General features: G+C 72.8%; 20 protein-coding genes. 9 read left to right on the forward strand and 11 right to left on the reverse strand.

All coding sequences use genetic code 11. The features are described 5' to 3' along the window. Positions 1-93: 93 nt before the first annotated feature. The 3 genes from RM479_RS16170 to RM479_RS16185 all read right to left on the reverse strand — a co-directional run bounded on the left by RM479_RS16170 (position 94) and on the right by RM479_RS16185 (position 6234). A complete protein-coding gene (locus RM479_RS16170; RefSeq protein WP_311512550.1) occupies positions 94-3315 on the reverse strand; it encodes an NACHT domain-containing protein in 3222 nt (1073 codons plus the stop codon). Positions 3316-3419: 104 nt separating this feature from the next. Beyond that, positions 3420-4091 carry a uracil-DNA glycosylase gene (locus tag RM479_RS16175; RefSeq protein WP_274808136.1) on the reverse strand — a complete coding sequence of 224 codons (672 nt, stop codon included), beginning with the start codon at positions 4089-4091 and terminating at the stop codon, positions 3420-3422. Positions 4092-4563: 472 nt separating this feature from the next. After that, positions 4564-6234: a serine/threonine-protein kinase gene (locus RM479_RS16185; protein WP_311512551.1), complete on the reverse strand. Its 1671-nt coding sequence runs from the start codon at positions 6232-6234 to the stop codon at positions 4564-4566. Between the two features lie 191 nt (positions 6235-6425). On the opposite strand from RM479_RS16185, the gene RM479_RS16190 reads away from it, so the two are divergent. Next, positions 6426-8756 carry a protein kinase domain-containing protein gene (locus RM479_RS16190; RefSeq protein WP_311512552.1) on the forward strand — a complete coding sequence of 777 codons (2331 nt, stop codon included), beginning with the start codon at positions 6426-6428 and terminating at the stop codon, positions 8754-8756. Positions 8757-8978: 222 nt separating this feature from the next. Here the strand turns inward: RM479_RS16190 and RM479_RS16195 are convergent, their stop codons facing one another. Together RM479_RS16195 and yczE are read right to left on the reverse strand one after the other, a co-directional pair. Beyond that, entirely contained in the window at positions 8979-10784 is a 1806-nt protein-coding gene (locus RM479_RS16195; RefSeq protein WP_311512553.1) for a glycoside hydrolase family 15 protein, read from the reverse strand. A gap of 431 nt (positions 10785-11215) precedes the next feature. Beyond that, complete coding sequence (gene yczE, locus RM479_RS16200; protein WP_311512679.1) at positions 11216-11851, reverse strand: membrane protein YczE; 636 nt, start codon at positions 11849-11851, stop codon at positions 11216-11218. A 235-nt stretch (positions 11852-12086) separates the two neighbouring features. Between yczE and yczR the strand changes: the two genes are divergently transcribed. Further along, positions 12087-13568, forward strand: coding sequence for a MocR-like transcription factor YczR (gene yczR, locus RM479_RS16205; RefSeq protein WP_311512554.1), 1482 nt, complete (start codon positions 12087-12089; stop codon positions 13566-13568). Positions 13569-13608: 40 nt separating this feature from the next. Here the strand turns inward: yczR and RM479_RS16210 are convergent, their stop codons facing one another. After that, entirely contained in the window at positions 13609-14430 is an 822-nt protein-coding gene (locus tag RM479_RS16210) for an alpha/beta hydrolase (protein WP_311512555.1), read from the reverse strand. A 323-nt stretch (positions 14431-14753) separates the two neighbouring features. Here RM479_RS16210 and moaA point away from each other — a divergent pair, with 323 nt between their 5' ends. Further along, positions 14754-15761 carry a GTP 3',8-cyclase MoaA gene (gene moaA / locus RM479_RS16215; RefSeq protein ID WP_311512680.1) on the forward strand — a complete coding sequence of 336 codons (1008 nt, stop codon included), beginning with the start codon at positions 14754-14756 and terminating at the stop codon, positions 15759-15761. A gap of 120 nt (positions 15762-15881) precedes the next feature. Continuing rightward, complete coding sequence (locus tag RM479_RS16220) at positions 15882-17069, forward strand: RtcB family protein (protein WP_311512556.1); 1188 nt, start codon at positions 15882-15884, stop codon at positions 17067-17069. Between the two features lie 284 nt (positions 17070-17353). On the opposite strand, the gene RM479_RS16225 is transcribed toward RM479_RS16220, so the two are convergent. Both RM479_RS16225 and RM479_RS16230 read right to left on the reverse strand, forming a co-directional pair. Then, on the reverse strand, positions 17354-17737 hold the full coding sequence (locus tag RM479_RS16225; RefSeq protein WP_311512557.1) for a hypothetical protein: 384 nt from the start codon (positions 17735-17737) through the stop codon (positions 17354-17356). Positions 17738-17979: 242 nt separating this feature from the next. After that, positions 17980-18237 (reverse strand): hypothetical protein, encoded by a 258-nt coding sequence (locus RM479_RS16230; protein ID WP_311512558.1) that lies wholly within the window; start codon positions 18235-18237, stop codon positions 17980-17982. A 143-nt stretch (positions 18238-18380) separates the two neighbouring features. On the opposite strand from RM479_RS16230, the gene mobA reads away from it, so the two are divergent. Further along, positions 18381-18944 carry a molybdenum cofactor guanylyltransferase gene (gene mobA, locus RM479_RS16235; protein ID WP_311512559.1) on the forward strand — a complete coding sequence of 188 codons (564 nt, stop codon included), beginning with the start codon at positions 18381-18383 and terminating at the stop codon, positions 18942-18944. A 129-nt stretch (positions 18945-19073) separates the two neighbouring features. Here mobA and RM479_RS16240 read toward each other — a convergent pair whose 3' ends face one another. Continuing rightward, positions 19074-19307: a hypothetical protein gene (locus RM479_RS16240; RefSeq protein ID WP_274808042.1), complete on the reverse strand. Its 234-nt coding sequence runs from the start codon at positions 19305-19307 to the stop codon at positions 19074-19076. Between the two features lie 170 nt (positions 19308-19477). Beyond that, complete coding sequence (locus RM479_RS16245; protein WP_311512560.1) at positions 19478-19762, reverse strand: hypothetical protein; 285 nt, start codon at positions 19760-19762, stop codon at positions 19478-19480. Positions 19763-19851: 89 nt separating this feature from the next. On the opposite strand from RM479_RS16245, the gene RM479_RS16250 reads away from it, so the two are divergent. The 4 genes from RM479_RS16250 to RM479_RS16265 all read left to right on the forward strand — a co-directional run bounded on the left by RM479_RS16250 (position 19852) and on the right by RM479_RS16265 (position 24659). Then, complete coding sequence (locus RM479_RS16250) at positions 19852-20607, forward strand: Scr1 family TA system antitoxin-like transcriptional regulator (RefSeq protein WP_311512561.1); 756 nt, start codon at positions 19852-19854, stop codon at positions 20605-20607. After that, positions 20604-20780: a DUF397 domain-containing protein gene (locus RM479_RS16255; protein ID WP_311512562.1), complete on the forward strand. Its 177-nt coding sequence runs from the start codon at positions 20604-20606 to the stop codon at positions 20778-20780. Before RM479_RS16250 ends, RM479_RS16255 begins: the two co-directional genes overlap by 4 nt. Positions 20781-20918: 138 nt before the next feature. Further along, on the forward strand, positions 20919-21092 hold the full coding sequence (locus RM479_RS16260) for a DUF397 domain-containing protein (protein WP_311512563.1): 174 nt from the start codon (positions 20919-20921) through the stop codon (positions 21090-21092). A 114-nt stretch (positions 21093-21206) separates the two neighbouring features. Beyond that, positions 21207-24659 carry a hypothetical protein gene (locus tag RM479_RS16265; protein ID WP_311512564.1) on the forward strand — a complete coding sequence of 1151 codons (3453 nt, stop codon included), beginning with the start codon at positions 21207-21209 and terminating at the stop codon, positions 24657-24659. A 205-nt stretch (positions 24660-24864) separates the two neighbouring features. On the opposite strand, the gene RM479_RS16270 is transcribed toward RM479_RS16265, so the two are convergent. Then, positions 24865-25086 carry a hypothetical protein gene (locus tag RM479_RS16270; protein ID WP_311512565.1) on the reverse strand — a complete coding sequence of 74 codons (222 nt, stop codon included), beginning with the start codon at positions 25084-25086 and terminating at the stop codon, positions 24865-24867. Positions 25087-25217: the final 131 nt, after the last annotated feature.

Consider the following 25217-nt stretch of genomic DNA (forward strand, 5'->3'; position numbering starts at 1 on the left):
GGGCCTTTCGTCGGGGGCGGGGTGCCGAGGTCCTCCACGAAGGATCTCGGACCCTCAGGTGGGATCGGACGGTGGGGTCCGTGGTTCGGGGGGTCAGTGCTCCCCGCTGCCGGGAGGGCTGATGACGATGGGGACACGGCGGCGACCCTTCTCCCCGTCCCCCGTCCGATGGGCCGCGTCCGCCAGATCCAGGATCCGATCCACCATGCCGTTCGGGAGGAAACCCGTCGGGAACGACTCCAGGATCGGCCGGATCGCCTCCCGTGACAACGTCGGCCGGGGGGACACGGAGCGGACGGCGCTCAGATAGTCCCGCACCGTGCGACGCAGCGGCTCCATGCCACCCGTGTCGGAGGGCCACCGCGCGTCTTCGGCGGCCTGGCGCAGCGCCACCAGTTCCAGCCTTCCCAGCCTTCGCGTGGAGAGCAACCTGCGGTAGCCGACCAGCCGGGCGTCCGGGTCGTGTCCCGGTGTCTCCAGGCGCAACCGCAGCACCTCGTGCACCTCCAGCCACGCCTTTCGCCCGTCGTCGTCCGTGAACCAGGACCCCAGCTCCTCCGAGATCCGATGCAGGTAGGGCAGGAGCCCCAGGACCGTCCGGGCGTTGGTGCCGTTGACGCGCATGGCGGTGGAGCGCAGCATCCGCGACGCGGTCGACCGGAACGGCGAGGTGACCTCGTAGGGATCGAGCACGTCGGGGCGCACGTCCAGGTCCGTGTACAGCTCGAACCCGACGCACTCGCCCACGTTCACCGGTTCCCCCCGATCCCGGGATATCACCGTGCGGCGCCGGTCCGGATCCCAGGCGTCCAGGTACCGCACCCGCACCGTGTTGAGGAAGGCGAACCACTCCGAGCTGTGCAGGGACCGCCACAGTCCCGCCATGTCGCGCCACTCCGGCAGCGGTCTGTCCACGTCGGGGAACAGTTCGTGCAGGTCCACCGCGTCCTCGCGGACCAGCACCAGCAGGACGACGAGGTTCGCCGTGTAGTTGCCCTGCCGGGTCGTGATGGGCGATCGCGCGGGTTCGTACGCTCCGTGGGAGCGGTCGGCCGCCGGGAACGCGGACGCCTGGAACAGGTCGAGGAGCAGTTTCGAGTACTCCGTGCGCAGCCCCGTGTCCTCACGGAACCGCTTCTCCAGCCCCTCGGTCAGGAAGTCCACGACCTTCTCCCGGCCGGGCAGGCACGCGAACGACAGCAGCGCGTACAGCTCGCCGTCGTTGGCGGACCGCGCCCACCCGTGCTGTCGCAGGGCCAGCGACCGGAAGGCGCGCAACCGGTCCAGCGCCGCGACCACGGCCCGCGCCACCAGGTACTCGCCGAAGGTCGCGTGCAGGAACTCGTAGGTCCGCGCTGTCCCCTCCGCGACCCTGGCCCGCGCTTCGTGCACGAAGAAGAACCGGCCCAGCACCTGGTGCGACGGGGCGATCCGGCCGTGCGGGGCGGTGTCGCTCGGGCGCGGGACCGCGCCCGGCATCAGCACGTCGAGGTCGCGGTCCAGCTCCTCGGCGGTGACGTACTGCCGCCGCCGGGTGAACATGGCCAGCGCCGTCACCTCCAACCGGCGCAGTTCGTCCTCGACGGCCCGGTCGAAATCGTGCTGGTCGAGCGAGGAGCGGTGCTTCCTCACCTCGCGTGCGGCGAACATGGTGAGCAGCCGTTCGTACAGCTCCCCGTGGGTGAGCCGGTCACCGGTGCGGCGGAGCGCGTGGTCCCGGGCGTCGTAGACGAGCAGCATGGCCAACAGGAGCGGCTGTTCGGCGAGATCGCGGTAGCGCAGCACCGCTTCCGTGGTGAGCGTCTCCGCCCCCGTGCCGCCCCGGCCGTTCGCCGTGTTCCACACCCGGAGGAACCGGTCGATCCGCGCCTCGTCGAAGGGCTCCAGCTTGATGACGGTGGTCCGGTGGGGGAACCGGGCCCGGTCGGCGACCACGGTGCGGCTGGTGACGATGACGACCACCGGCCTCTCCATCGCCTCCTGCTGCTGCTGGAACTCGTGCACCCGCTCCAGGTAGTCGGAGCGGTCGACCCCGGTGGCCTGGAGGAGTTCGTCGAACCCGTCCAGGATGATCACCGGCAACGCGCCGTCCGCGCAGTCCGCCAGTTCCCGCCAGGACACCGGGGCGTTGAGGGTGTGCGTCAGCCCCTGCTCGATCTGGGCGTGGATCGGCGCGTTGGGCGGGACGGAGCGCAGCTCCACCCGGATGGGCAGGAAGTCGGCGGCGGGCAGCCGCGCGGCGAGCACCTCCGTGAACTTCGACTTCCCGGCGCCGGGGTGCCCGAGGACGACGGTCGGGAAGGCGGTGGCCTGCGGGTGCACGAGGTGGGCCGCGATGAACCCCTCCAGGTCCTGCGTGATGCCCGTGGTCTCCTGCCACCATGACTCGGAGGAGGGGACGGCATGGCTCCTGATCAGGGTGATCCGCCCGCGCGGGGGGATGTACGCCTCCTCCAGCGAGGGCAGGACCAGATCGCGGACCGTGTCGTCCGAGGGGAGGACGGGCCGACGCAGCACGCTCCGGTGAAGAGCGGAGAGCTCGGTCCGCCGTCGGGCCACCGGACGGTCGGAGGCGATCGCGTCCAGCCGGCGGCCCACCTCCGCCAGGCCGGTGTCCCACCGGTGCCGGGTGCGGGTGTCCTCCTGTTCGCGCGTCCACATCGCGAACTCGGGGATGTCGGCGGCGAGTGCGCGTCGATGCTCCTGATGGCGGAGCACGACCACGTGTTCCAGTCGGCTTCCGAGGGCGTCCAGGAGCGGATCGCGGACGTCGGTGATGCCGTGCGCCTCGGTCACCGCCAGACCCGCGACCATGGTCACGAAGGAGCCGACGAGGTCGTCGAAGAGCTCCTCCGTCTCCATGGCATGGAAATCGGGTGGGGACAGCCCCTCGGGGTTCTCCTCGCTCCATCGGTCGGTCAGGTAGGGGACGACCCTGCCCGTCGGTCGCATGATCCCCTCCACCAGGGCGATCCGCTCCTCACCGGTGATCTCCAGATCCTTCATCGGGAAGGGCATCCCGACCTGTTCCCACGCCTCCCCGGCGGCCTCGAAGAAGGAGACGACGATCAGGAGCCGCTCCGCCGCGAGGATCTTCTCCGTCCGGGACAGCCGGCTCTCGCCCTTGAGCTTGCCCCGCATCCCCTCCAGGGCCCTGCGCCCCTTGCCCACCACCATGCTCCGGATCCCGAACAGGTCCGGGACCCCGAGCGCCCCCAACCCCCCGTCGGCCAGTTTCTCGGCCATGTCCAAGACTTCCGAGTCGTTCTTCCCCAGGATCTTCAGGGCGTCCGCGTAGGAGGGCTGCTTCGCCACGTTCGAGGGACCTTTCCGGGGTCGGGGGGCGGGACACAGGGAGGACCCGGCACCGGGGTCGGTGCCGAGTCCGCAGGTCGACAGGGGTGGAGGAGGTCCGGGGGCTAGACGAGGCTCCAGTCCACCGGATCCGCGCCCTGCTCCTTCAACAGCGCGTCGGTCTTGCTGAACGGCTTGGAGCCGAAGAACCCGCTGCGCGCGGACAGGGGACTCGGGTGCGCCGACTCCACGCACGGGACGCCCGGCATCATCGGACGCAGGTTGCGGGCCTGGCGCCCCCACAGGATCGCCACCATCGGCTTGTCCCGCTCGGCCAGGGCCCGGATGGCCTGCTCGGTGACGGCCTCCCAGCCCTTGCCCTGGTGGGAACCGGACTTGCCGGGCTCCACCGTCAGCACCCTGTTGAGCAGCAGCACGCCCTGTTCCGTCCACGGGGTGAGGTCACCGGTGTCGGGGATCGGCAGGCCGAGGTCGTCCTGCATCTCCTTGTAGATGTTCTTCAGACTCGCGGGCGGTCGCACACCGGGGGCGACGGAGAAGCTCAACCCCACCGGGTTGCCGGGGGTGGGGTAGGGGTCCTGGCCCACGATGAGCACGCGCACGTCGTCGAACGGCTGCTGGAACGCGCGCAGGACATGTTCGCCGGCGGGCAGGTAGGTGCGCCCGTCGGCGACCTCCTGTCGGAGGAAGTCGCCCATCGCGGCGATCTGCGGGGCGACCGGCTCCAGGGCCTTCGCCCACCCGGCTTCCATGATTTCGTTGAGGTCCTTGGGCATGGCCAGAACATTAGCGTCCGGCGGCGACATCCACGGCCGTTCCGGTCGATCGGCCCTCGAACGGACACCCGTCATCCCAGCGCGCGGCTCCGCGTCGACCTCCGGGCCGTCTTCGCGGAGCGCCCTCGACACGGCTTCGACGTCGAGGGGTCGTCGGAGCGTGAGCACTTCGACGCCGACCGGGCGTCCGTCGAAGGCGCGGTCCACGAGGAAACCGCCGTGGTCCGTGGTCCTCTCCACCGGTGCCTCGTCGAGGAGCAGGTATCCGGCGTCGGCCTCCCGGTCGATGGTGATGTTCCGGGCGGTGCCCTCCGCCTCGGGGGTCACGATGACGTCGCCCCCGAGGAGCGGCACGAGGACCGATGCCGGGGCGGGGGCGGTCGTGTCACGTTCCATGGGAGACGACGATAGGGAAGCGGAGCCTCGCGCGGGGGCGGAACGGCGTGATCGCCGGGCGACCGTCGCGGCCGGTTCACGCCTTGGGGCGGTCCCTTTTCGCCAGGCCGTGCCAGCGGCGCAGGTGGGCGGCGGCGCGGACGGTCTCCGGCGCCTCCTCGCCGTGCAACCGCACGTGCCGGGCGACCAGGTCCCGGTAGCGGCGGGCCGCCTCGGACGCATCGCCCGCGTGTCCCAGGTAGGCGGCCTGGTAGTGGCGGGCCCGCAGCGTCGTCGGGTGGTCCTCGCCCAGCGCCCGCTCCAGGTCCGGGATCAGCTCGTCGAGGATCCCGACCGCCTTGCCCGGATCCCCCGCCTCCCCGGTCTCGAAGGCCAGGTACAGGTGGGTGGTGAGCACCCGTTCGGTGTCCGGTCCGTACACGGCCGCCAGATCGGGCAGCAGTTCGGCGTGCACCCGGGCCGCCCTGGCGTGCTCACCCGCCCGGCCCGCGTTGGTCGCCAGGTAGTAGCGCACCGTCAGGGTCTCCGGGTGGCGGGGGCCGTGTACCCGCAGCATGTCCGGCAGCAGTGCCTCCATCGACTCCGCCGCCCGCGCGTGGGCGCCGCTCTTCCCGGTCAGGTACGCCTCCCGGCGGCGGGCCCGCAGCGTCTCGGGGTCGTCGGGGCCGAACGCGGCGCGCAGCCGGGGCAGCAGCGGACGCAACCGCTCCGCCGCCTCGGCGTAGCGTCCCTCGCCCGCCAGTTCCTGGGACGCCTCCACCATGGACCGCAGCCGGAACCGGTCCTCGCCCTCGGTGCCGGGCGTGCCCGTCGTGGCGACCTTCGTGTACGGGCGGGTGCGGGGGACCGGCAGGGAGGCCCCGGTGTCCGACGCCGACACCGGGCGGGAGGGCCGCGCCACCGTGAACGGGGCCAGGCGTTCGCGGACCTCCTCGGCCGAGGCGGGCCGCTCCTGCGCCCGTTTGGCGAGCAGCGAGTCGACCAGTTCGGCCAGCGGCTCCGGTAGTCCCGGTCGCAGCGACGCCACCGGTCGGGGTTTCTCCCGCAGGTGTCCGCGCAGGATCGCCAGCGGGTCGTCGCCGGGGAACGGGGGTTCGCCGGTGAGCATCTGGTAGAGGATCGCGCCCACGGAGTACAGGTCGCCGGCCTGGCCCACCCGCTCTCCGCGCACCTGCTCGGGCGCCATGTACAGGGGCGTGCCCAGCACCCGGCCGGTCTGGGTGAGCCGACGGCTCTGGGCCGCCGCGGTGAACGCCGCGATCCCGAAGTCGAGGACCTTCAGGGTGCCCCCGTGGGGTTCGGAGCCCTCCGCGAGCACCATCAGGTTCGCGGGCTTGACGTCGCGGTGCACGATCCCCGCCGTGTGCGCCGCACCCAGCCCGGCGGCGGTCTGGGACATCAGGTCGGTGGCGCGGGCGACCGGCATCGGGTCGGCGTCGCGCAGCACGTCCGAGAGCGGGCGGCCGGCGACCAGCTCCATCACCGCGTACACCGAACCGTCGGCCTCCTGGCCGAAGTCGTGCAGGATGACGATGTTGGGGTGGCCGGCCAACCGGGCGGTCACCCGGGCCTCGCGACGGAACCGCGTCACGGCCTCATCGGAGTCGCCCCGTTCGGCGCGCACCAGCTTGACCGCGACGGGGCGGTCCAGCAGCTCGTCGACCGCTCGCCACACCTCGCCCATGCCGCCGCGACCCAGGCGGGAGAGCAGGCGGTAACGCCCGCCCAGCACCCGTTCGTCGGCCATCCCCGTCCCCCCACCGTCGCCCGTGCCTCGCCCACGGCCCCACGACCCCACGGCCGTTCCCGGCCATTGGGGCCGTACAGGGCGTAAGGGTACAGTCGTCCGCGTTAATGTGGTCCCCTGTGCCCACAGCCCGAACCCCCGACCCTGTGGGCCATGCCCGAGCCCCCACCGTGAAATCGAGTGCCACAGCCGTGAGCCTGAGTCTCTACGTCGGTCCGGACTCCCAACCGGACAAGTACCGTCTGGTCCGTTCCGTGGGACGCGGCGGCGAGGCCACCCTCTACCTGGCCGAGGTGACCCTGGCCGGGCAGACCGAACCGGTCGTGGTCAAGGCCCTGGACGCCGACGTCACCACCGATCCGGCCCAGTTCGCCGAGTTGAGCTCGCGCTGGGCCGAGCAGGCGGAGCTGCTGCGCTTCATCAACCGGCTGGGCGTGGTGGGGGTCCGCGAACACTTCGAGGGTGCCCCCGAACACCCCGAGGGGCGGTCCGGGGAGTACACCGAACGCTGCCTGTACCTGGTGATGAACCACATCGACGGCCTGGACCTGCGCGACTGGCGGGCCGAGCACGCCGAGGAGGGCCCGCACGGACAGCGCGAGGCGCTGCGCCACCTGGAGCAGGTCGCGCAGGTGCTGGACATGCTGCACTCGGGTCGGGCCACCCCCTCCCGGCGCCCGGTGGTGCACGGTGACCTCTCCCCGGGCAACGTCATGATCGACGCGGACGGTCAGGCCACCCTGGTGGACTTCGGGCTCAGCCGCATCGCGGCCCGGCACATGACGGCCCGCCCGTGGTTCACCCCGGGGTACGCGGCTCCGGAGATCTTCGGCGGCGAGTACTCCCCGGCCACCGACCGCTACGCCTTCGGCGCCGTGGCGTTCTACGCCCTGACCGGTGAGGACCCGCCGCCCGCCCCCGAGCAGTTGCGCGAACGCTTCGCGGCCCTGCCGCTGGTCGCCGACGCCGGGGAGCGCACGCGCGCCCTGATCGTGTCGATGTTCTCGGCCGAACCCGGCGAGCGCCCGGGGGCCTCGGACTGGGTCCGGGCGCTGCGGACCCTGGCCACCTCGGTGCCGTGGACCGGCCCGGGGCACGAACCCGGCGGCCCGGTGGTCGACGGTGACCCCGGTGCCTCCGCCGTGTTCGCGGCGTCGCTGTTCAGCGCCGTCGCGGACGGGGCGGACGTCCCGGACGAGCCGGGCGGGTCCGACGAGGACACCCTGGCGACCGCGACGTTCGCCGCCCCCGACGAGGACACCCTGGCGACCGCGAAGATCGACCCCTCCGCGCTGCCGGGCGGCGCTCCGAAGGGCTCGGCGCCGCCCCAGGGCGCGCCGTTCGCCGGTCCTCCTCCCGCGAGCCCGCCCGTCCCCGGCGCCCCGCCCGCCCCCACCGGCCCTCGGACCCCGCCCTCCGGCACGGACGCGACCGTCGTCCCGTCGTCGAACCCGACGCCCGCCCCCGGCGGCGGCCCGGCGGCCTCCGATTCCGAGGCGACCGTCGTCCCGCCCCCCGTGGCGGAGGAGTCCCGGATCGAGGAGATGCCGCACCGCCCGGTCGGCGGGATGCGCGGACGCCCCGTCCAGCAGCGTCCCGCCCCCGGTCCCTCGCCCGCGCCGCGCGCTCCCGCCGGGCCGCCGACGGGGAGACCCGGCGGCCCCACCCCGCCGGGCGGCACGGCACGCCCGCCGATGCCCCCGCCCCACTCCGGTCCGACACGTTCGGGCCCGATGAACCCCGGTCCCGCCTACGGTCCCCCGCCCGCGTACTCCCGGCCCGCCTGGGGACCGCCCGCCGGGACGGCCACCGGGGCCTTCCCGGCCCACGGCGCTCCGCCCGCGCCGGAAGCCCCCGGGAAGAAGTCGCGCAAGCCCCTGATCATCGGGCTCGCGGTCGTCACCGTGCTCGGCATGTTCGGCGGTGCCGCCCTGACCTACGTGGTCATGGACCGGGGCCTGCCCTTCCTGGAGGGCGACTCCCGGCAGGTCGCCGCCGACGCCCCCGGCGAACCGTCCGCCTCCGAGGAGGCCCCGCCGGCGGCGGGCCTTCCCACGGAGGAGGAGTCGGCGTCCGCGGCCGACACGGACGGCTCCGCCGGCGACCCGGCGCCGGGCGACAGCACCCTGCTCACCCAGTTGGAGATCGTCGACGACGACGGCTACTGGCGCCCGGAGACCGGTAGGGCGGAGGTCGACGGGCAGGCCTACACCCGGGCGATCGTCCCTGGTTTCTGCATGCAGCACAGCTCGTCCTGCGACGGGTGGGCCGACTACAACCTGGGCCGCAAGTGGTCGACCTTCACGGCCACCATCGGTGTCGACGACAACTCCAGCGCCTCGGCGACCACCACGTTCACCGTCTACACCGACGGTGAGCCCGAAGTGACCGAGACCCTGAGGCTGGGGGAGACCCTGGACATCGAGGTCGACGTGCGCGACGCCCTGCGTCTGCGCATCGAGGTGGACAGCGACCAGAACGGCGTCTACCCGGTCTGGGCCGACCCCACCCTCACCTCCTGAGGGCGAGCGGCCGGGACATGGACGCCCGGTGCCGTCACCACCGGAGGACGGGACCGTCCATCACCCGGTGCGCGTGATCCGCGGGGATGCCCGCCGGACGGCCCGGCCCCGACCCGTCGTTCCCGCCTCCGCCCCGACACGACGGTGCCCCGTGGCCCGGTGGTGGATTCCACCGGTCGGCCACGGGGCACCGTCTGCGGCCGGGGCCGCGCTCCTCCCGTGCTACTCGGCGCGCCACCCGCCCTGCCGGTCGGCCAGGTTGAGCGCCGTCGTCACCAGCGGCACGTGGCTGAACGCCTGCGGGAAGTTGCCCACCTGACGGCCGATCCGCGGGTCCCACTCCTCGGCGAGCAGTCCCACGTCGTTGCGCAGGGCCAGCAGCCGCTCGAACAGCTCCTTGGCCTCCTCCTGCCGTCCGATGGACAGCAGCGCGTTGGCCATCCAGAAGCTGCACGCCAGGAACGCGCCCTCGTCGCCGGGCAGCTGGTCGGCGGAGTTCTCCAGGTCGGTCCGGTAGCGCAGCACGAACCCGTCCACCATCAGGTCCTTGCGCACCGCCTCGATGGTCCCGATGACCCGTGGGTCGTCGTAGGGCAGGAACCCCACCTCGGGGATGAGCAGCAGTGCGGCGTCCAGTTCCTTGCTGCCGTAGTACTGGGTGAACGTGTTGCGCTGCGGGTCGTACCCGTACTCGCACACCTCGGAGTGGATGGTGTCGCGCAGGGCCCGCCACCGTTCGATGGGGCCCTCCTTGCCGAACTCCTCGATGCTGCGCACCGCCCGGTCGGCCGCCACCCAGGCCATCACCTTGGAGTGCACGAAGTGCTGCCGGGGTCCGCGCACCTCCCACAGGCCCTCGTCGGGTTCGTCCCAGCACCATTCGAGGTAGTTGACCAGGGAACGCTGCAACCCCCACAGGTAGTCGCCGCCCCGGATGCCCGAGCGTCGGGCCAGGTGCAGGACGTCCATGACCTCGCCGTACACGTCCAGCTGGTACTGGCCCACGGCGGCGTTGCCGATGCGCACCGGCCGGGACGCCTCGTACCCGGGCAGCCAGTCGGCCTCCCACTCGGTGAGCCGTCGTTCGCCCCGGATGCCGTACATGATCTGCATCAGCTGGGGTTCGCCGGCCACGGCCCGGACCAGCCATTCGCGCCAGGCCAGCGCCTCGTCCTTGTACCCGGAGCGGATAAGCGCCTCCAGGGTGATGGTGGCGTCGCGCAGCCAGCAGTAGCGGTAGTCCCAGTTGCGGACGCCGCCGATCTCCTCGGGCAGCGAGGTGGTGGGGGCGGCGACGATCCCGCCGGTGGGCCGGTAGGTGAGCGCCTTCAACACGATGAGGGAGCGGATGACGGCCTCGCGGTAGGGGCCCTCGTAGGTGCACTGGGACACCCACTTCTCCCAGAACCGCTCGGTGCGCGACAGCGCCTTCTCGGCGTCGAGGTGGTCGGACTCCTCCACCTGGGAGGGGTGCCAGGTCATGACGAAGGACACCCGTTGGCCCGCGGTGACGGTGAAGGTGGCGTCGTGGGTGAAGTTGTGCCCTTGGAGGTGGACGGGGGTGCTGAGCCAGACGGCGTCGGGGCCGGCGACCGCCACCAGCTCGGCGCCGGCCCGGTGCACCCACGGCACCACGTGGCCGTAGTCGAAGCGCAGGCGCAGCACGGTCTCCATGGTGACGCTGCCGCTGAGCCCCTCCACGAGGCGGACGATGTGCGGGGCCCCGCCGCGCGGGGGCATGAAGTCGATGACCCGGACCGAGCCGGTGTCGGTGTCCCACTCCGATTCCAGGATGAGGGTGTCGCCCCGGTAACGGCGCCGGGTGGCGCGGGGATCGCCGTCGGCGGGGCGCAGGGTCCAGCAGCCGTTCTGTTCGTCGCCGAGCAGGGCCGCGAAGCAGGCCGAGGAGTCGAAGTCGGGCAGACAGGCCCAGTCGATGGAACCGTCGCGACCGACCAGAGCGGCGGTCTGCATGTCGCCGATCATTGCGTAGTCTTCAATCCAGCCGGGCACGCGGCTCACCCCCATCACATCGTTGAGTCCTTGCGGTCGGCGCGGCACTCTCGCCTCCGGACGGGATCGCGGCGCTCCATTGCGGACCACATCGCGCACGCCCGTGTGCACGCCCCGTCGGGGTGCTTCTCCCGGCCCGTTCCGGCGGAGCGGCGTCCGCCGCGGACCGGGGCGCCGCTCGGATCACGGCCTCTCCCCTCGGACCACCTGCCGCGTGCCCCTGTACCCGATTATGTTCCCAGGTGAGGGCAGGCGAAAAGGTCGGTCCCCGGGAGCCGCTCCAAGACGGTCCTTCCGTTCACCGCGATTCCCCATCTTCCCCCTTGTGCCGGGCACGCGCCACCCGCAATTGCACGTGCATTGGAGAGTGCAGCCGGATATGTGGTCGATTGGGGTTTTTGTCGGTCCAGAAGTTATGTCGTGGTGATCAACAAACGATGACGAGGTCACCGATGGCCCGATCTGATCGGTGTTTCGGGGAGGTTCTCGGACATCCGGAACAAGGGGAGGAAGATCTGGGCGAGCGGGCCGATCGTCACGGCGAACAACAGGGTGCCCACCCCCACCGTGCCGCCCAGCAGGAACCCGGTGACGACCACGAGCGCCTCGATCCCGGTGCGGGCCAGCCGCACCGAGACCCCCAGGGCCGCCAGCCCCGTCATGAGCCCGTCGCGCGGGCCCGGGCCCAGACCGGCCCCGATGTAGCAACCGGTGGCCATCGCGCACGCCAGGATCCCGACGAGTAGTTCGCCGACGCGGATCCATGGCACCCCGGTCTCCGGCAGCAGCCACAGGAACAGGTCCGCGGTCACGCCGACCACGATCACGTTGCTCAGCGTGCCCAGGCCCGGCTTCTGCCGTAGGGGGATCCACAGCAGCATCAGGAGCGCCCCGACGATGACGCTCCAGGTGCCGACGGACAGCCCGCTGCGCAGGGCCAGGCCCTGGTCCAGCACGGCCCAGGGCATCGCCCCCAGGTCGGACTCGATCAGCAGGGCGACGCTGAGCCCGTACAGGGTCAGGCCGACGTACAGCCGGACCAGGCGGCGCAGTCGCGGCCGGGGGAGCACGGGGGTGATCATCACCCGGCTCAGGAGGGAGGGGCGGGGGCCGCGCCGTTCGTTCACGGGACGTCCTTTCGAGAAAAAGAGGGGATCATCGGATGAGATGCGGGCGCGGGCTCCGGGCGTCTTCGGGCACCCGCGATGACCCCCGTTCCGCGGAGGTGCCACTTCGGTATCCTGGCCGATGTGGCACCACGTTCACAGTGCCAATTCCAACAAGTGGCCCTGAGTGGGCGCGGAAGGGCGCGGTGTCATGGCGCGACAGGGCGGCGGGGTCCGCACATCGGAGCGCTCCACCGCGGGCGGCGGGTCCCGGCGGATCAACGGCCGCCTGCTGGCCCGCCTCATCGGCGAGGCCCCCGTGGAACGCCCCTACTACCTGGCCATCGGCCGCGCCGTCAGCGGCCTGGTGCTGGACGGGCGGGTCCCCACCAACACCCGCCTGCCCGCCGAACGCGACCTGGCCACCGCACTGGGGGTCAGCCGCAACACCGTCACCGCCGCCTACGCCTGGCTGCGCGACAACCGGTTCCTGGACAGCCGCCAAGGGGCCGGCAGCTGGACCGTCCTGCCCGACGCCGGCGCAGGGGAGTCCTCCCCGTCACCGTTCCTGTCCGGTGCCGAGCAGATCGACCTGGGAGTGGCCGGCCCTCCGGCCGTGGAGGGGTTGCGCGACGCCGGGTTCCGGGCCGCCGAACAGTTGGCCGCGCACGTCGGCGGGCTCGGCTACCACCCCTACGGCCTGCCCGAACTGCGCCACGCCATCGCCCGCCGCTACGTCGAGCGCGGCCTGCCCACCACCCCCGAACAGATCTTCGTCACCAACGGCGCCCAGCAGGGGGTGGCCCTGGTCCTGGACCTGCTCGTGCAGACCGGCGACGAGGTCCTGGTGGAGTCGCCCACCTATCCACACGCCGTGGACGCGGTCCGCCGCACCGGCGCCCGGGTGCGCACCGTCGGGGTGACCCCGCAGGGCTGGGACATGGAGTACCTGGTGGACGCGTTCCGCCAGTGGAAACCGGCGCTGGCCTACCTCATCCCCGACTTCCAGAACCCCACCGGCGCCCTCATGGACGACGACGAACGCCGGGTCCTGGTGCGCGAGGCGCGCCGGGCGGGCACCCACCTGGTCATCGACGAGTCCGTGGCCGAGCTGGCCATCGACTCCGGCGACCTGCCCACCCCGGTGGCCGCCCACGACACCGACGGCCGGGTCATCTCGATCGGCTCGGTGGGCAAACTGCTGTGGGGCGGACTGCGGGTGGGGTGGGTGCGCACCACACCGCCGATGGTGGCCCGGCTCATGGCGGTCCGCCAGCGCTTCGACCTGGCGGGGTCGGTCCTGGACCAGCTCACCACCACCCACCTGCTCGCCGACGTGATGCGCATCCGCGCCGAGCGCAGCCGCTGGCTCCGCCGCAACCGGGACGCCCTGCTGACGGCGCTGCGCGACCGGCTGCCCGACTGGCGGCCCAACGTGCCGGGCGGCGGCCTGGTGCTGTGGGCGGCGCTGCCGCACCCGGTGGCGAGCGCCCTGTCCGCGGCCGCGGTCCGCCACGGCGTCCACCCGGCGGCGGGGCCGGTGTTCGGTACGGACGGGACGCTGGAGCGTTATCTGCGCCTGTCCTACACCCGGCCGCCGGACGTGCTCGCCGACGCCGTGGACCGCCTCTCCGCCGCCTACGCCGAGACGCTGGCCCACCCGGCCCAGCCCCACGGGCGACTCTACGTCTGAGTCCGCGCCGGGCCGGGCGCCGGGCCGGTGGTGGGCGGGCTCAGGAGACGAACCGGTGGGCGAAGCGCACGACCTCGCCGATCACCTCGTCCCGGTTCGTCTCGTTGAACACCTCGTGGCGGGCCCCGGGGAGGATCCGCGCCGTGAAGTCCTCGCCCCTGATCGCCTCGATGCCCTTCGCGGTGCCGGAGATCGGCACCAGCCGGTCGTCGGAGCCGTGCACCCACAGCAGGGGTGTCCCGACCAGGGGTCCGGCCTCCACGCCCCGCTCGACCTCGGTCAGCATCGCGTTCACCGTCGTGCGCTTGAACGGGCCGTGCCAGACCAGTGGGTCGGCCACGTAGGCCTCGCCCACCGCCGGGTCGCGGGACAGGGTGGCGGGGTCGATGGGCACGTCGGGGATCTCCTCGGCGGCGGCCAGCGCCTCCAGCACCTCCCACCGGCCCAGCACCGGTCCGGACAGCACCAGGGCGGTGGGCGCCTCGGGATGGGTCTGGGCGTATCGGGAGGCGATGAGTCCGCCCATGGAGTGACCGATGAGGATCAGGGGCAGGGTGCGGTAGGCGGTGCGGGCCTGCGTGACGACCCGGTGCACGTCCTCCACGACCCCCGCGAAGTCGTCGATGAGCACGCGCTCGCCCGAGGAGCCCCCGTGCCCCCGGTGGTCGGCGCCGTAGACCACCGCGCCGGCGGCCACCAGGTCGGCGGCGACCTGCTCGTAGCGTCCGAGGTGTTCGCCGTAGCCGTGCACCAGCACGGCCAGCCAGGTCGGTTCGCCCCCGGTGGGGGCCCACGCCCGGGCCGCCAGCCTCCCGGACCCGTTCGGACCGCCCGCCAGTCCCCAAGCGCGTGTGGTGATCACCGTGTCCTGCCTCCTCGTCGGGTGCGCCCCCGCGGCGGTCGCGGAGACGATCGCCCATGGCGAGGGACACCTTAGGGCATGCCCCGTGGGCGCTCACCCCGCCGCCCGACGTCCCGGACGTCGCCGGGGCGGACGCGGCACGGGGTCCGGATGATGCTCCCGAAACACGGGGGTCCTCTCGTGCGCGCCGACGAAATCCGTCAAAAGGGTTGATAAGTGCTACTCATTCCGAAAGTTGATCTTCTACGCTGATGGGTGGGTATCCCGCGAGTGGGTACGAGTGGCGTTCTGCTCGACGATTTCAACTGGAGAGGGTGACGCCCGTGCTGGCCGACTCCTACGGGCGCGTGTCCACGGACCTGCGCGTCTCGCTGACCGATCGCTGTAACCTCCGGTGCACCTACTGCATGCCCCCCGAAGGGCTGGAGTGGCTGCCCAAACCCGAGCTCCTCACCGACGACGAACTCCTGCGCCTCATCGACATCGGGGTCACCCGCCTGGGCATCACCGAGGTGCGCTTCACCGGCGGCGAACCCCTGCTCCGTCGCGGCCTGCCCGGCATCATCGCCGGCACCACCGCCCTGGCCCCCCGCCCCCACACCGCCCTCACCACCAACGGCATCGGCCTGGCCCGCATGGCCCCCGCCCTGGCCGAGGCCGGCCTGGACCGCGTCAACGTCTCCCTCGACACCCTGCGCCACGACGTGTTCGAGACCCTCGCCCGCCGCCGCCGACTCGACGACGTCCTCGAAGGCCTGACCGGCGCCACCCGCGCCGGGCTCACCCCCGTGAAGGTCAACACGGTCCTCATGCGCGGCGTCAACGACGGCGAGGCCGCCGACCTGCTGCGCTTCTGCATCGAGCACGGCTACGAGCTGCGCTTCATCGAGCAGATGCCGCTCGACGCCCAGCACGGGTGGCGCCGCGACGACATGATCACCGCCGACGAGATCCTGGCCCGCCTGGAGGCCGTCTTCGACCTCGCCGACGCCGATCCGGCCGCGCGCGGCAGCGCGCCCGCCGAACTCTTCCGGGTCCTCGGGCACACCTTCCCGAACGGGCGCGAGGCCACCGTCGGCGTCATCGGCTCGGTCACCCGACCCTTCTGCGGCACCTGCGACCGGGTGCGGCTCACCGCCGACGGGCAGATCCGCAACTGCCTGTTCGCCCGCGAGGAGTCCGACCTGCGCACCCCGTTGCGCGAGGGCGCCTCCGACGCGGAGATCGCCGAACGCTGGACGGCGGCGGTCGCCCGCAAGCTCCCCGGCCACGGCATCGACGACCCGGGCTTCCTCCAGCCGGCCCGGCCGATGTCCGCGATCGGAGGGTGATCGCCGGTCCCGCGACGGAAAACGAGTGGACGAAAAGCACCCTTTGCGGCTGAATGTCTCGGGGCGCGCTCGCGTCCGTCCCGAAGCACAGGCCGTTCGCGGAAAGGGAGGTGGCCTGTCATGACCCATACCGAGATCCCCGGTGACCGGGTCCCGATCCGCATGTGGGCCCGCCCGGACGAGGTCGAGGACGCCGCCATGCGGCAGCTCCACAACGTCACCGCCATGCCCTGGATCCACGGCCTGGCCGTGATGCCCGACGTCCACTACGGCAAGGGCGCCACCGTCGGCTCCGTGATCGCCATGCGCGACGCGGTCAGCCCCGCCGCCGTCGGCGTCGACATCGGCTGCGGCATGACGGCGGTGCGCACCGACCTGACCGCCGAACGGCTCCCGGACGACCTGGGCCGACTGCGCTCGGCGCTGGAGGCGGCGATCCCGGTCGGGTTCCACTTCCACGACGAGGCCGTCGATCCCGCCACGATCCCGGGACTGCGCAGCCGGGCGTGGGACGCGTTCTGGAAGGGGTTCGACGACCTCGCCGACGCCGTCCACCCGCGCCGCGAGCGGGCCCTGCGCCAGCTGGGCACCCTCGGCGGGGGCAACCACTTCCTGGAGGTGTGCCTGGACGACGAGGGCGCGGTGTGGCTGGTGCTGCACTCGGGGTCGCGCAACATCGGCAAGGAACTGGCCGACCACCACATCGGCAAGGCCCGCGACCTGCCGCACAACCAGGACCTGCCCGACCGCGACCTGGCGGTGTTCCTCACCGGGACCCCGGAGATGGACGCCTACCGCCGGGACCTGTTCTGGGCGCAGGACTACGCCCGCCGCAACCGCGACGTCATGATGGGGCTGGCCTGCGAGGTCCTGGCCCGGCAGGTGCCGGGCACCGGGTTCGGGCAGTGGATCTCCTGCCACCACAACTACGTGGCGGAGGAGACCTACGACGGGGTGGACCTCCTGGTGACCCGCAAGGGCGCGATCCGCGCCGGCGCGGGGGAGTACGGGATCATCCCCGGCAGCATGGCGACGGGGACGTACATCGTCGAGGGCCTGGGCAACGAGGACTCGTTCAACTCGGCGTCGCACGGGGCCGGACGCCGGATGAGCCGGACCAGGGCCCGCAAGACGTTCACCGCCGCCGACCTGGTCGAGCAGACCAAGGGCGTGGAATGCCGCAAGGACGCCGGTGTGGTCGATGAGATCCCGGCGGCGTACAAGGACCTGGAGTCGGTCATCGAGGCCCAGACCGATCTGGTGCGCGTGGTCGCGCGCCTGCGCCAGGTGATCTGCGTCAAGGGGTGAGGGTGCGGGCGGCCCCGCCGGTTCCGGCCGGGCCGCCGTTCCGTGCCGCTCGCCATCGCCGGGAGCGGCCCTGGGACGGGTTCGGCCAGGGGCCCATCGGTGGGTTCCGCCCTTCCCCGGTGCCCGTGTCCGGCTCCCGCGGAAGGCGGTGCCCCGTGGCCCTCGTGCGCCCCGGAACACCGCGTCGGGGGAGTCCCCGGAGCCGTCGCCGCGTTCCGGCGACGACCGTGGAAGAGCCCCTCGCGCGGTGCGGGCGCGAGGGGCCGTCTTCCCCGGGTGCGTCGTCAGTAGACCAGCGGGGTGAACTGCGGGGAGGCGAAGGTCCCACCGGTGTGGAAGTCGATGCTGCGACCGGCGGGGATGTTGTACAGGTGGGTCCTCTTGGAGGCCGCGTTGGCCCACGTCCCGCGGATCGTCACGGAGTAGGAGCGGAAGCCGGAGGAGAGGCCGACCGACGTGCACTGGCCGGGTCCGACCACCCGGGTGGAGAACCCCCCGCTGTTGGAGAAGGTGGCGTGGGCCGTGTAGTTGGAGGCCACGTTGCACAGGCGGAAGGTACCGGCTGCGGCGGCGGGGGCCGCGGTGCCGATGGTGATGCCGAAGGACAGCAGCAGGCCCAAGGCCATGGCCAGGGCGATCGTCTTGCCTCGGGAGAGCGCGGCGGTCATGGGACTCCTCGTCATGGCGGTGAGTGAGGGGCCGGGGCAGGGGCCGCCCCGCATCTGGGGGCGATGCGTACTCAACCACACTCGAAGAGTGACTTCTAGGTGTTTGTGTGGTTTTTTTCTTGCTTTGTATGTGTTTCCAGGTCTTTTGTGTGGTGTTCGTGGTGAGTGGTCTCCGCGTTCACCTCGAACGTGTGGGCCCCGCCCGGTCCGGACCCTGATCGGTCCGGGGTCCCGGGCAGGAATCACTCCCACCCCTTGAAGTGCCAGACGTTCCGGTTGCCGCCGGGAAGTGGCTCGTACACGGCCCGCACCTCGGGCGCGCCCTTCGACTGCGGCGGCCGTGGTGCGGACGGAGCCCTCAGCAGGGCGCCGAGCTCCCCCACGGGCACCTCGTAGATCTCCTCGTGGTCGTACACCCCCTCGATCGCGAGCCCGTCCCAGCACGGCGGGCCTCCGACGAGGTGCACGGTCACGTGGTCGTCCAACGATGTCTCTCTCACCCTTCCATGATGTGACGGAGCGGGACGGGGGACGCCGCGACGCGCCCAAACGAAGGGGGGCTTCTCCCGTGGACGGGGGACCCCGAGGCCCCTCGCCCCTCCCGGGCCGCCCGGCCCGGCACGGGAGGGTGCATGCTGGTGGAGTGAGCACTCTGGACGCGGTGATCCTCGCGGGCGGGGCGGGCAGCCGCATGGGCGGTGTCGACAAGCCGGGACTGGCGGTCGCCGGACGCACCCTCGTGGAGCGCGTCGCGGCGGCGGTCCGCGCCCACGCGCCCGACGGTCGGATCATCGTGGTGGGCCCCGAGAGGGAGTCGCCGCCCGCCCTGTACGTGCGCGAGGACCCGCCGGGCTCGGGGCCGGTCCCCGCCCTGCGCGCGGGGCTGCCGCACGTCACCGCCGAGCGGTTCGCCCTGCTCGCCGCCGACCTGCCCCACCTGACCGGAGGGCACCTGGCGACCCTGGAGGGCGCCGTCGAGGACGTCGGCGCGGTGTTCGTCGACGGCGGAGGACGGGAGCAGTGGCTCACCGGTGTCTGGGACACCGGTGCCGTCCGCGCGGCCCTGGCGGCGTACGCCGGTCGGTCCCTGTACGGGCTCCTCGGTCCGCTGGGACCCCGGTTCGTCCCGGCCCCCGATCCGGACGCCGTCGCCGACTGCGACACCCCCGAGGACCTCGCCCGCGCCGCCCGGCGCCTCGACGGCTGACGCCGGGGAGCCTCCCAGCGGCGGCTCCACGGCCGGTGCCGTGCGCAGTGGACGTGCCGGTCGGGCGTGCGTCCCGCGTCGCCCGTGCGGGAGCCCGACCGGCCTGCGGTGACCCACCCGGATCCCGGGTCAGCGGCGGGCGTCGCGCCAGGGGTGGGGGAGGGCGCCGCCTGCGCGGAGGTGGCGGTGAAGGGAGTCGAAGGCCCTGTCGGCCCGGCGCAGCACGGCGGCCGGGTCGACGGTGGGGTCCGACGCCTCGCGGAGGAGCGAGGAGAGGCGGTCGAAGAGCGCGTCGGCGCGTTCCCGTTGGCCGGGCGTGGCGGGCCGGTCGCGCCGGTCGGCGGCGGTCTTCCGGTCGGGCATGGTGGTTTCCTTGCTCGCGGTCGGTGCGGTCGGTGCGGTCGGTGCGGTCGGTGCGGACGCGCGGGCCCCGGGGTTTCGTCGGGGCAGTGGCCCGGCCGGGTGGTGCGCGATCGTGGCGGGCCGGGATCGGGGTCGCGTGAGTCGGGCGAACTCGTCGAAGGTCAGGGGGTTCACAGCCGCCCCAGGAGTTCGGAGACCAGGTCGCGGGCGAGGTGGTCTTCGCCGCCTTCGTGCGCGACCGGGACGGTGACGTGGGGTTCGCCCCGCATCGGTCGCCACCACCGGTGGTCGACGTAGCGGACGGTCACGTGGCGTCCGGCGTACTCGGCGCGCACCGATCCAGGGAGGTCGCCGTCCCTCGCGGCGATCCCCCGACGGCGCAACGCGGAGTGCAGAGCGAGGACCGCCGCCTCCGCGCCTATCTGCTGAGCTGCTGTTCTGTGTACTCCGGTCATGAATTCAGCATCGGGGTTCCTGATCTGATCCCATAGGAATCTGCGGATTCCCACCCCGGAACCGATGGCTGTACCGGTACCCTTCTCATATGGAACCCCCCGACTTCGCATCCGAACTGCGCAAACGGAGAATGGAAGCCGGCCTTTCACAGCAACAGCTGGCAGCTCGTACGGGTTTGTCCGTATCGAGCATTTCTCGGTGGGAAACAAATGGTTCCCTCCCGAAGCGTCCGTCCGTGGAAATCCTCGACCGCGCTCTACCCGGAGAAGGACCTTTGCTGGCGCGCTTCGAGGAAGCGAAGGACGGTGTCGCCCTCCCACCCTGGTCACGGTCGTTGTCGGTGGTGGAGCCCGAAGCCCGCGCGGCGGAGGTCGTGTCACCCGCCCATGTGCCGGGATATCTCCAGTCCCGGACTTATGCGACAGCGTTGTTCCGGGCCGCTCGCCCGTGGGGGACGGGCGAGGAGATAGCACGATTGGTCGATCTTCGCTGCCAGAGGCTCGAACAACTTCCGGAACTCCGTCTGACCACCGCCTTCCCGGTATTCGCCCTGGAGGCGCTACCCGAAGAGGTCAGAAAGGAGCAAGCAGCCCACCTGTTGCGCTGGAGTGAGACGGGCAGGGTCACCGTGCACATGGTGACCTCGGCCCTCCTGGTCCCCGGCGCGCCGGTGATGGTGTTCCATCTCCCCGGCGAGGAACAGGTGATCAGCTGTGATTACGCCTCGGGTAACGTGCTGGCAGAGCGATCGACGCACCGGCGACTGTTGTCGATGGTGGCGACCGCGTTCCGCTCCGCGCTCCCCGTGGAACAGTCTCTAGCAGTGCTGGAAGGTCTCGCATGACGTCGGATTGGTACAAGTCGTCTTACTCTCCGAACACCGGCGATTGTGTCGAGTGCCGTCGCCAAGTCGGAACAGTGGACCTGCGTGATACGAAGAACCGGGAGGCCGGGCACCTGGCCTTCGACCGCGTCGAGTGGTCCGCGCTGCTCGCCGGGGTGCGCGCCGGCCGCTGACCCCGAAGCGCGATGAGAACCCCCGGGCCGGACCGCCCGGGGGTTTCTGCGTGTCCGGGGTGCGCGTGGAGGGGGGCGGGTAGGACATGCCCTGAATCATCGAGAGACCAAGGAGTCTCAATGCATTACGGAGGATCCGTGACCGAGTGGCACAAGTCCAGCTACAGCGCCAACGGGAACAACTGCGTGGAAGCGCGTGAGGGTGTCCACGGTGCGGATGTCCGCGACACCCAGAACCGGGAGGCCGGGCACCTGGCCTTCGACCGCGTCGAGTGGTCCGCGCTGCTCGCCGGGGTGCGCGCCGGCCGCTGACCCCGAAGCGCGATGAGAACCCCCGGGCCGGACCGCCCGGGGGTTCTCACATGTCGCGAACCCGGTGTACTCTCGCGCCATGACGATCAGGAAGGGCGGTCTCCGCCCGGGCCGTTGAGCCCCACCGAGCCGACGCGCGCGTCGGCCCCCTCACTTCTCTCCACCGTCGAACCCCTCTCCGCGACCGCGCGGATGCGCGCCCTGTCGGACTTCGCCCGCCGCCGCGCGGGAACCCCGGAACTCACCGCGATCATCCGCGACCTTGAGGCCCACACCCGGGGAACCGGGTTCGCCCCGCACGCCCAACGCGCGTTCGCCTCCCACCTGGCCCTGGTCTCCCGCGACCTCGACGCGGTCGCCCGCCACCTCGCCTCGCCCCACCACGATCTGCGCCGCGCCGCCCTGCGCGCGGTCCGCGCGCTCCCCGTCCCCGACGAGGTCGTGATCCCCGTCCTGCGCGACGCCCCCACCGAGCTGCGCCGCGCCCTCTACCGCACCCTGCTCCACGCCCGCCGCACGGCCCTCGCCGACCGACTCCTGCCCCGCGTCCACCACGACCACGGCGCCCCCGAGGCCGCCGCCCTCCTGCCCGCCTGCTCCCCGCCGGTCGTCGCCGCGCGCCTGCCCGACCTCGCCCACGCGGTCCTGTCCTGGCGGCGGCTCGCCCGCCGCCACCCGGACACCCTCGTCGCCTACCTGCACGCCCTGCGCGAGGCGGGTCGCGACGACGAACCCGCCGACCGCACCCGCCTCCTGCGCGCCCTGGACCCGCTCCGCCCCGAGGCGGTCGCCGACCTGGCGACCGGGCACCCGGGGCGGCGGTACCACGCCTACCCGCACGCCGCCCGCGTCCACGACCGAACGCGCGGCGACGACGCGCGCTTCTACCCGACCCGCTACCCGGTGACGCTCTACGGGGACCGCAGCGTCCGCTCCCTGATGCGCACCATGCGCGGTTTCCCCGAAGCGGCCCGCCCCGTCCTCCGCGCCATGGAACCCGAGGTCCGCGCCCGCTACCTGGAGGCCTTCCTGGAGAGCCGCGACGCCCTGCGGATCCCGTCGCTCACGGCCCACCTCGACCTCCTCGCCCCACGACGGGCCGAACAGGAGGCACGGTCCGCGCTGGAGCGCCTCCGCCGTTCACGGCGCAACGGACGGCGCGACGACCCGCACCTCGCCCTGGGCGTCCTCGCGTTCCTGCCCCACGCCGAGGTGGCCGGGACGCTCACCGAAGCCGCCGGCTCCGGCGACGTCGACCGACGTGCCCGCGGCCTGGCCGCCCTGCTCAAGGCGACCGTGCGCACGGGTGATCCGGCGCTGATCGCCGACGTCCTCCTCACCCGTGCCGTACGGGCCCGCGCCGAACGAGACCCGGTGCGCCGCGTCCTGCTGAGCGCCGTCGCCGCCACACCCCCGCCCCTGCTCGAAGCGTCGCTCCCGGCCCTGGAACGGTTGCTCGCCGACACCGTCCAGGCCCGCGACACGAGTGCCGACACCCGCCGGGCCCTGCGCGACATCGCCGCCCGTCTGCTCCGCCACCCCGGCACCGGCACCGCGCTCACCGCGTGGGCGCTGGAGGTCTACACGCGCCTGGTGGAGCGCTTCGGCGGCGAGGGCCTGGGGGAGTCCGGCCGCCCCCGGGCGAACCCGCCCTGGTGGACGTCGCGCAGGCGGGGGAGCGTCGTCGACCTGGAACCCCACCTGGACCAGGTACTGCCCCGAGGGACGGAACACGAGCTGTACCGGCGTCTGGCCCCCGTGCTGGCCGCCGCCCGCGAACGCGGCGATCACCTGCCCACCGTCCTGGTGGTCCGCGAACTGGGCCGCCGGGCCCGGAACCTCCCGGAACTGCGCGCGCACCTGCGTGCGGCCGTATCGGAGAGCGGGGATCGGGCCGTGGCCGGCGCGGCGGCCCGGCTCCACCTGTCCGGACCGGACGCGGCGCGGGAGGCGCTCCGCCTGACCGGGACCGACCCCGACACCGTTCGGATCCCCCGGGTGTGGCGTCTCCTCGTCCGCGAACACGGCACCGACGCCGTCCTCACGGCCATGATGACGGCGACCCGGGTCCGTGACGGGCACGCCTGGATTCCGGACGTCGACCGGCGGGCGGCCCGGCTCTGGCCGCTCCGCCTGGCCGGGGCCGTCGCCGAACACCTGAGCGTCATCGCCGCCGATCCCGCGCTGAGCGTCGACGACCGTGAACGGGCCCTCCTCCGACTGGGCGACCTGCCCCGGACGACGCACCGGCTGTGGCCCTACCGGACCACCGACGACATCGTGCTGCGGGAGGCCGCCCTGCGGGCCCTCGGCCGGAACCACGACCGCAACCTGGAATCCCTCCTGGACGCCATGGACGGTCCCCGGTCCCGGGCCGCCGCGCCGGCGCTGTCCCTCAGGGCCCTGGCCACACCGCCCTCGGAACTGGGGCCGGCCCTGGCCCGGACCCTGCACGGCCCGGCCAAGGTCACCGTCCGCAAGACCGCCGCCCGCCTCCTGGCACACCATCGCCCGCCCGGCGCCGTGGAACACCTGGCCCGGATCCTTGTCGCCGACGGGCTGCACCGCGACGTGCGCGCCGCCGTGTTCGGTGCCCTCGTCCGGTGCCTGGACGACCCGGTGGCGCTGCCCGCACTGGCCGAGCACGCCCCGAGGTCGGCGGACACCGAGACCCGGCTCGCCCTTCTGGGCCCCGGGCCCCTGCGCTGCCCGCCGGAGCACCGGGCGGCGATGGCCGCGCTGGTGGCCTCGTTGCCCGAGGCGGAGGAGACCCACTGGAGGTTCGGGTACTGGACCTCCCGCTGGGTCTCCTGGGGTGGCGCGCCCGACGTCGACGCCCTCAACGACGCCGCGGGCGACATGGGACGGCCCTTCGGTCGGACCCGTGTCGGACTCCACACCCTGTGGCGTGAGGGGATCGCCCTCGACCGGGCGCACGAGGTGGTGGACCGCCTGCTCGATCTCGTTCCGGGACCGTCGGCGGGGCCACTCGTCCGCGTTCGGGAGGGAACGGACACGCCGCACCGTCGGCTGACCGTGCTGCTGGGGGACTTCGTCGCGGCGGTGTACACGGGGGAGCGGGACGACCCCGGCCGGTTCGACGGTCGTGTGCGGTCGGTCGTGCGCTCTCTGGAACGCCGGGACGAGTACCTGCCCGAGGCGATGGACCTCGTCATCGGACGCGTGGAGTCGCGGATCGGCCGCGACGAGGGTCGGGTACGGCCCGAGGAGATCACGGGACTCCTCCTGTGGTACCTGCGCCTGGGCTCGCGCACGGCCCACTCCGGCGGCGACGTCCCCCTCCGTCCGGTGAAGGTGCTGTGCGACCGCCGGGGGCGCGACGAGATCCCCTGGGACGTTCGGGCCGAGATCGTCCGGGGCCTCCTGCGGGCCGCGACGGAGGAGGAGCGGATCCGCTACGCGGCGGGAGTGCTCGCCCTGGGGCTCGTCCGACGGGCCCTGACCGAGTGCGGACCGGCCGCCCCCTGGTCCGAGCTTCTCACCCGCATCGCCGACCTGGGCGCCCCGGCCCTGCGCGCCGCCGCCTGGCGGGTGGCCGCCGACTGATCGTCCGGGAGGACGCGGGCCTCACCGTCCCCCTCCGCACGGGTCCCCGGTGACCCGTGCGGAGGGCGGGGGCGGACGCGCGGTGGCCGGGGCCGAGGGACGGGCATCCCGGCCGGGCCTGTCGGTGGAGGCGGGGGAGTCACCGCACGCGGCGGCAGGGGAGCGGGCACGGCCGACGACGGTCTCCTGAGGGGCCGGACCGGCCCTACCGCTCCTCCAGCTCGTCCACGGGGACGGTCTCGCGCAGGAAGCCGCGCAGCTCCAGGAAGTTCGTCAGGTAGGCGCGGTGCTCGTCGCAGGCCGTCCACACCTTGCGCCGGTCCGGGGTGTGCACCTTCGGGTTGTTCCAGACCAGGGCCCACACCGCCGCCTCGCGGCAGTCGCGCCGCGAGCAGATCGCGGTCTCGGCCCGTTCCTCATCGCCCACTGCCGACCCTCCCGGAGAAAATCCTCCCGCCCGGTCAAAGGGCGGTAACGGCAGGGTAGGGGGCCCGGCCCCGAAAAGACAAAGGCGACGCCGGGTGGTTACGGGGGCAAACCACCCGGCGTCGCACACGA

This window comes from Nocardiopsis lambiniae (assembly GCF_031845465.1).
Taxonomy (GTDB): domain Bacteria; phylum Actinomycetota; class Actinomycetes; order Streptosporangiales; family Streptosporangiaceae; genus Nocardiopsis; species Nocardiopsis lambiniae.